Genomic DNA, 6,922 nt, shown 5'->3' on the forward strand with positions numbered 1-6,922 from the left:
GCGGCGCACCGCGCGCGTGCGCGTGAAGAGGTCGAACAGTTTTTCGCCGTCGCCCCAGCGGATCGCCCGCTGCAGGAAGGCGAGATCCTCCGAGAACCGCGCCAGCATTTCCAGGATGGCATCCTTGTTGTGCAGGCACACATCCCGCCACATGGTCGGATCGGAAGCCGCAAGACGGGTGAAATCGCGGAAGCCGGAAGCCGAATACTTGATGACTTCCGTCTTGGTCACCGATTCCAGATCGTCCGCGGTGCCGACGATGTTGTAGGCGATGATGTGCGGCAGGTGCGAGACGATGGCCAAGGTCATGTCGTGATGCTGCGGATCCATCGTGTCGATGTTGGAGCCACAGCGCCGCCAGAATTCCGACAGCGTCTCCAAGGCCGCGGGATCGGTGCCTGGCACCGGCGTGAAGATGCACCAGCGATTGTCGAAGAGATCGGCGAAGCCGGCATCCGGCCCCGACTTCTCCGTGCCGGCCAGCGGATGGCCGGGAATGAAGTGCACGCCTTCCGGCACATGCGGCTGCATCTGCGCGATGACGGACGCCTTGGTCGAGCCGACATCGGTGAGAATGGCGCCCTTCTTCAGCGCCGGCGCGATTTCTTCGGCGACCGCGCCGGAGGAGCCGACCGGCACCGAAACGATGACGAGGTCCGCATCGCGAACCGCTTCCTTCGCGTCAGTGCTGTAGGAATCGCCAAGGCCGAGTTGCTCCGCCCGTGCCAGTGTGGCGGGGCTGCGCGTCGAGATCGCGACATGCCGGGCCAAGCCCTCGCGGCGGATGACGCGGGCCAGCGACGAGCCGATCAGGCCGATGCCGACCAGCGCGATCTTTTCGAACATCGCAGATGTCATGGCGCTCAACTTTTCAGGAAGGTCGTGAGGGCGGCAATCACGCCGCGATTGGATTCTTCGATGCCGACGCTCATGCGCAGCGCGTTGGGAAAACCGTAGCCGGAAACCCGCCGCAGTATGTAGCCGCGCGCCGTGAGATAGTCGTCCGCCGCTGCCGCCGAATGCTTGCCATCCTCGGGGAAGTGGATCAGCACGAAATTGCCGACGCTCGGCGTCACGCGCAGGCCGAGCTTGGTCAGTTCGTCGCTCAGCCAGGCGAGCCACGTTTCGTTGTGCGCCACGCTGCGCTCGACATGGGCGCGGTCGCGAATCGCCGCTATGCCGGCCTCGATCGCCGTCGCGTTGACGTTGAAGGGGCCGCGCACGCGGTTGATCGCGTCGACGATATGCATGGGGCCATACATCCAGCCGATGCGCGCGCCGCCAAGGCCGAGCTTGGAGAAGGTGCGGGTCATCACCACGTTCTCCGCGCTTCCGGCCAGTTCGATGCCGGCCTCGTAGTCGTTGCGGCGCACATATTCGGCGTAGGCCCCATCCAGCACCAAGAGCACGTTCTTCGGCAGGCCGGCATGCAGCCGGCGCACTTCCTGGAACGGCACGTAGGTACCGGTCGGATTGTTGGGATTGGCGAGGAAGACGATGCGGGTCCGCGCCGTCACCGCGGCCAGGATCGCGTCGATGTCGGCCCGCTCGTCGGTTTCCTTGACCGCGACCGGAATCGCGCCGGCCGCCTGGATGTAGATCTTGTAGACCATGAAGGCGTGTTCGGTGAAAACAGCCTCGTCGCCGGGCGCCAGATAGGTCTGCGCGAGCAGGCCGAGAATCTCGTCGGAGCCGTTGGAGCAGATGATGTTCGCGGGGTTGAGGCCGTGCACCTCGGCGATCGCCTCGCGCAGCCGCCTTGCCGTGCCGTCCGGATAGACATCGAGCTTTCCGGCAATCTCCCGCGCGGCCTCGATCGCCTTCGGCGAGGGCCCGAGCGGGTTCTCGTTCGACGACAATTTGTGGACCTTGGCGACACCGGCCGGCGCCGTGCTCTTGCCGGGCACATAGGCTTCGATGTCCATGATGCCCGCGCGCGGCGTCGGACGTGCCTTGTCTGGTGTCTGTTTCATGTCGCAAAAGTCCGTCGAGAGAGCCTCCGTCCGGAGGCCGCAGCGGAAATACTAGTCGTGGCCCTGAATGTCGAGAGGCGGCAAGGGCGCGAAAAGCCTGGCCGTTGACGCCGAGCCGCGCTGGCCCTAGAAGGGCAGCGACAGTTCCGTGGTGATTTGGCCGGTCGGCTTGCAGCCACGTTAAACAATTCGCTAAAGGGCCGTTTGCATCCTGTAACCGGCTTTGCGAATGCATTGCCGGTTTTTTGTTGTCCGCCGCCGGCCGGATATTCGCCTGGTCCGGAAATCGGAATCGGTTTTCGGAAACCACGGTGCGTGATGTAAGAGGATGCGATGGCCGTTCTGCGCGCCGCAAAGACCAGTAACGAGGTCGACCAGCCGTCGAGCCCGGTGTTGCGCTTTGGCCCCGACAAGCCGCTCAAGCTCGATGCCGGTGCGCTGCTGACGCCGTTCCAGATCGCCTACCAGACCTATGGCACCCTCAACGACGCCCGCTCCAACGCCATCCTGGTCTGCCACGCGCTGACCGGCGACCAGCATGTCGCCAGCACCAATCCGGTCACCGGCAAGCCTGGCTGGTGGCAGGTGCTGATCGGGCCGGGCAAGATCATCGACACCAACCGCTTCTTCGTCATCTGCTCCAACGTGCTGGGCGGCTGCCTGGGCTCCACCGGCCCGGCCTCGACCAATCCGGCCACCGGCAAGCCTTACGGCCTCGACCTGCCGGTGATCACCATCCGCGACATGGTGCGGGCGCAGCTGATGCTGGTCGACCACTTCGGCATCGAGAAGCTGTTTTGCGTGCTTGGCGGCTCGATGGGCGGCATGCAGGTGCTGGAATGGGCCGCGAGCTATCCGGAGCGCGTCTTCTCGGCGCTGCCGATCGCCACCGGCGCGCGCCATTCCTCGCAGAACATCGCCTTCCACGAGGTCGGCCGGCAGGCCGTCATGGCCGACCCCGACTGGCATGGCGGCAAATACTTCGAGCACGGCAAGCGTCCGGAAAAGGGGCTGGCGGTGGCGCGCATGGCGGCCCACATCACCTATCTGTCGGAAGCGGCGCTGCACCGCAAATTCGGCCGCAACCTGCAGGACCGCGAGGCGCTGACCTTCGGCTTCGACGCCGACTTCCAGATCGAAAGCTACCTGCGCCATCAGGGCATGACCTTCGTCGACCGCTTCGACGCCAACACCTACCTCTATTTGACCCGCGCGATGGACTATTTCGACCTCGTCGCCGATCACGGTGGACGCCTCGCCGATGCCTTCGCCGGCACCAAAACGCGTTTCTGCCTGGTCTCCTTCACCTCGGACTGGCTGTTCCCGACCGAGGAAAGCCGCTCGATCGTGCATGCGCTGAACGCCGCTGGCGCCTCCGTCTCCTTCGTCGAGATCGACACCGATCGCGGCCATGACGCCTTCCTGCTCGACGAGCCGGAACTGTTCGCCGCCATCAGCGGCTTCATCGGCTCGGCCGCGCGGGCGAGAGGGCTGAACGCATGACCCCGGAAAGTTGCAGACTTCCCCGATCAGGATCATGCGCCGAACGGGAGACCAGCCGATGAGCGTCAACCGCGCCCAGCGCGTCGACCTTGAAGTCGTCGCCGATCTCATCCCGCCGCAGTCACGGGTGCTCGATGTCGGCTCCGGCGACGGGCTGCTGCTTGAATTGCTGCAGGAAACCAAGCAGGTCGACGGCCGCGGGCTGGAACTGTCGCAGCGCGGCGTCAACGAATGCGTGGCGCGCGGCCTCTCGGTCATCCAGGGCGATGCCGACAAGGATCTCGAATTCTATCCCGACAAGGGCTTTGATTTCGTCGTCCTGTCGCAGACCCTGCAGGCGACCCGCAATCCCAAGCTGGTGCTCGACGAGTTGCTGAGGATAGGCAACCGCGCCATCGTCTCGTTCCCCAATTTCGGCCACTGGCGGGTGCGCCTGTCGCTGTTCGTGAAGGGGCGGATGCCGGTGACCAAGGACCTGCCCTATTCCTGGTACGACACGCCCAACATACATTTCTGCACCATCCGCGACTTCGTCAATCTGTGCGAGGAGCTTGGCGCGACGGTGGAAAAGGCAACCGCGCTCGACGGCAACGGTCAGAAGATCGGCCTCTCCATGCCCTGGTGGTTCTGGAATTTCTTCGGCCAGCAGGCGGTGTTTCTGCTGAGACGGTAGTGACGATCGCGGCAGCTCTACTTCGCCGACACCATCGCAGTCACGGATGTCGGCGAGACTGCGACCCTCGCAACATGCCATGTCTTGTTGCTTTCGCCATTTGACAGCGAATGCCGACGCCTATAGCCACGAGAGTTCTGGCAACCTGGTCGAATAACATGAGCGGCGATCGTCCGACTTATTCAATCGTCGTGGAAATGGACAATGCCAAGTCGATCGACTGGGCGGAGATCGGCGTTGGGCTGACTGCCCTGGCGCGCGAGATCGCCGCGGTTTCCGCGATCGGCTTTGCAAGACCGAAACTGATCATCTCGCATGGCGGGCAAGACGAGGACGCGGACACGCTCCGGCGCAACTTCCGTGCCGAAGCGCCGCGCTTGGAGGAGGTGGCGGAGATAAGCTTCACAGCTTGTCCCGGCGGCCGCTACTACGACCTCAAGAACAACGGGATCAAGCAAACCGAGGGCGAACTGGTCATCTTCCTGGACTCCGATACCGTTCCGGAAGCTGACTGGCTTGCAACCCTGCTCGGCCCGTTTCAGGATCCCGGGATCGTTTGCGTCAACGGCTACACCTATCTTTTGTGCGACGACTTCTTTTCGAGAACCTTTGCCATGATGTGGTTCTTCCCGATGGCTGAGGGTGACAAGAGGTTCGCCTCGAAACGGGCGCTCAACGCCAACAACATCGCCTTCCGGCGCGAGTGGATTTCCAGCCACCCGTTTCCGGAAAACAATGGCTTCAAGGTCTCCTGCACCTTGCTGATGCACGAGTTGCGCCGCCAAGGCCACCAGCCGAGCAACGTCAACGCCCGCGTCTACCACTATCCCCCGCGGGGCTGGCGGTTCTTCTTCTGGCGGGCACTGGTGACCGGCCGGGATGCCGACAGGAAATTCGTCGCGCAGCGCTCGCCCAGCCGCGGCCAGCGCGTCGCCAAATCGTTCAGCCGCTGGTTCACCTCGTCATGGCGCACGACACGGCGCATCGTGACCCATGCCCGCCAGTCAGGCATGCCGTTCTGGCAGATCCCGTTCGCCCTGATCGTCGGTCAGGTGTTCTATGCCTTGGCGTTCTGGGGCCAATTCACGTTTGCCGCCGGCATCGTTGGCGACAAGGTCGAACTCGTGCCGGATTATGTCGGCCACAGCTGAGGCCAGTGTTGCAGTTGAGGCGCTGCGGCGCGAAATTTGCCGGCTGCAGGGCCTGAGCGCTGGCAAGTCGGGGTGACACAGAGACATCTTTTTTGTAGCGTCCCTCTGAACGCAATCCTGGGCGGGCATGGAAGGCGGCCGTAAATCCATCCGAATATCCCAAAATCCGGGGCCTAGTCGCATGCCGAAAGCTCCCGAGCCGGCCCCGCTCATCACAGTCATCACGCCGACCCACAACCGGCGCAGCCAGGTTGTGCGCGCCGTGGAAAGCGTGCTGGCGCAGACCCTTCCCCGCTTCGAGCACATCGTCGTCGACGATGGCTCCACCGACGCAACGGCGGCAGCACTTGCCGAAATCCGCGATCCCCGGCTGATCTATGTCGGCGCGAAATGGCGTGGCGCCAACGCCGCCCGCAATGCCGGCATCGAGCGCGCCCGCGCACCGATCGTCACCTTCCTTGATTCGGATGACGTCTTTCTGCCGGACCGGCTGGAACGGACGCTGGCGCGTTTCGAAGAGAACCCGTCGCTCGAGGTCCTCATCAGCTCCTTCGTTTCGGTGAAGGGCAACCGGACCACCAAATGCGTCAACCGCGAGGCATTCCTGACCCGCAACATGCTGGAACGGGCCCTGGTCTCCCAGACCATCTTCATCGCCGGTTCCGCGATAACCGCCCGGCACGAATCGCTGCTGGCGATCGGCGGCTACGACAGCGACATCGCGCGCATGCAGGATCGCGAATTGCTGCTGCGCTTCGCCCGCCGCGGCGGCGCGCTGCTCACCGAGGAAATCGACTGGAAGAAATACAATTCGGAGAATTCGATTTCCGGCCGCCGTGACGGCTATGTCGAGGCCTATGCGAACCTCATCGACAAGCACCCTTACATCGCTGACCGCTATCCCGAGATCCCGCCCTATATGATCGCGCGCCAAATCATCGCCGATACGATGAAGGGCAGGGTTTCGCAGGCATTCGCCGGTTATCTGGCCAACCGCTCGTCCAAGTCGCTCGGCTACTCGCTGCCGCAGCTGTTGCGCGGCTATGTCGACGGCCGCCGCCGCCGGCGTGACCTTTATGACGAGTTCCGTCAGAAATACGGCGCGCGGCCCGCCTGATCTTGTCGTGCCCCGAACCTGTCGGCTTGGAGCAATTCCAGGAAAGTGTGTAACGGTTTTCCGTCCTGAATCGCGTAGAACCAAATAGTTAGAGCGGTTCGGCGATTCCTTGAACGCTGAACCGCTCTAGCGATCGAGTTCCGGGAAATAGGGATCGGAATAGAAACGGCGGTCGCGCTCGCCCTGCAGGCAGTCGATGGGCGGCTCGGCATCGATCCGGACCGCCGCCGTGTCGGCGATGCCGCTCACCTCGAGGATCAGCTTGCGCCGGATGGCGGTCGAGAACTCGGAAGCCGCGTAGATCGGCAACACGAAGGAGCCGGGCCCACCGGTGACGCATTGGGCATAGTAGCGGTCGAGATGGCTGAAGGTGGGCGACGGGCCCAACAACACCGGTCCGCCCGTCACCTCCGAGCGCGACGCGGCACTGGCCAGGGGCATCGTCGTCAACGGCCTGCCGATCCTGATCAGCCCGTCGCCCGAGATGTCGATGACGCGCCGCTCG

Annotated in this window: 7 protein-coding genes, 1 pseudogene and 1 riboswitch; of the genes and pseudogenes, 5 read left to right on the plus strand and 3 right to left on the minus strand. The window is 63.7% G+C overall.

Features of this window, described 5'->3' with window-relative positions; genetic code table 11:
- A partial coding sequence (locus EN738_RS28135; protein WP_189606012.1) for a prephenate/arogenate dehydrogenase family protein occupies positions 1-858 on the minus strand: 858 nt, incomplete at its 3' end.
- Positions 859-863: 5 nt separating this feature from the next.
- Entirely contained in the window at positions 864-1,973 is a 1,110-nt protein-coding gene (hisC, locus tag EN738_RS28140; RefSeq protein WP_127286515.1) for a histidinol-phosphate transaminase, read from the minus strand.
- A gap of 138 nt (positions 1,974-2,111) precedes the next feature.
- A riboswitch (SAM riboswitch) is annotated at positions 2,112-2,189 on the plus strand.
- Positions 2,190-2,306: 117 nt separating this feature from the next.
- Between hisC and EN738_RS28145 the strand changes: the two genes are divergently transcribed.
- The 4 genes from EN738_RS28145 to EN738_RS28160 all read left to right on the plus strand — a co-directional run bounded on the left by EN738_RS28145 (position 2,307) and on the right by EN738_RS28160 (position 6,417).
- On the plus strand, positions 2,307-3,476 hold the full coding sequence (locus tag EN738_RS28145) for a homoserine O-acetyltransferase (RefSeq protein ID WP_127286516.1): 1,170 nt from the start codon (positions 2,307-2,309) through the stop codon (positions 3,474-3,476).
- A gap of 58 nt (positions 3,477-3,534) precedes the next feature.
- Positions 3,535-4,149 carry a methionine biosynthesis protein MetW gene (gene metW / locus EN738_RS28150; protein ID WP_127286517.1) on the plus strand — a complete coding sequence of 205 codons (615 nt, stop codon included), beginning with the start codon at positions 3,535-3,537 and terminating at the stop codon, positions 4,147-4,149.
- 158 nt (positions 4,150-4,307) lie between these two features.
- Positions 4,308-5,300 (plus strand): glycosyltransferase family 2 protein, encoded by a 993-nt coding sequence (locus EN738_RS28155; protein WP_127286518.1) that lies wholly within the window; start codon positions 4,308-4,310, stop codon positions 5,298-5,300.
- 181 nt (positions 5,301-5,481) lie between these two features.
- Entirely contained in the window at positions 5,482-6,417 is a 936-nt protein-coding gene (locus tag EN738_RS28160; protein ID WP_127286519.1) for a glycosyltransferase family 2 protein, read from the plus strand.
- Positions 6,418-6,543: 126 nt separating this feature from the next.
- Here EN738_RS28160 and EN738_RS28165 read toward each other — a convergent pair whose 3' ends face one another.
- On the minus strand, positions 6,544-6,858 hold the full coding sequence (locus tag EN738_RS28165) for a DUF1194 domain-containing protein (protein WP_245494768.1): 315 nt from the start codon (positions 6,856-6,858) through the stop codon (positions 6,544-6,546).
- On the opposite strand from EN738_RS28165, the pseudogene EN738_RS36470 reads away from it, so the two are divergent.
- A pseudogene (locus tag EN738_RS36470) lies at positions 6,842-6,922 on the plus strand (hypothetical protein); the annotation flags it as partial. The gene EN738_RS28165 and the pseudogene EN738_RS36470 overlap by 17 nt on opposite strands.

The sequence above is a fragment of the Mesorhizobium sp. M4B.F.Ca.ET.017.02.2.1 genome (assembly GCF_003998955.1).
Taxonomy (GTDB): domain Bacteria; phylum Pseudomonadota; class Alphaproteobacteria; order Rhizobiales; family Rhizobiaceae; genus Mesorhizobium; species Mesorhizobium abyssinicae.

Bases quoted from the DNA above. Each gene is read 5' to 3' on its own strand.
- hisC (WP_127286515.1), bottom strand. From the start codon at position 1,973: ATGAAACAGACACCAGACAAGGCACGTCCGACGCCGCGCGCGGGCATC.
- EN738_RS28145 (WP_127286516.1), top strand. From the start codon at position 2,307: ATGGCCGTTCTGCGCGCCGCAAAGACCAGTAACGAGGTCGACCAGCCG.
- metW (WP_127286517.1), top strand. From the start codon at position 3,535: ATGAGCGTCAACCGCGCCCAGCGCGTCGACCTTGAAGTCGTCGCCGAT.
- EN738_RS28165 (WP_245494768.1), bottom strand. From the start codon at position 6,858: ATGCCCCTGGCCAGTGCCGCGTCGCGCTCGGAGGTGACGGGCGGACCG.
- EN738_RS28155 (WP_127286518.1), top strand. From the start codon at position 4,308: ATGAGCGGCGATCGTCCGACTTATTCAATCGTCGTGGAAATGGACAAT.
- EN738_RS28160 (WP_127286519.1), top strand. From the start codon at position 5,482: ATGCCGAAAGCTCCCGAGCCGGCCCCGCTCATCACAGTCATCACGCCG.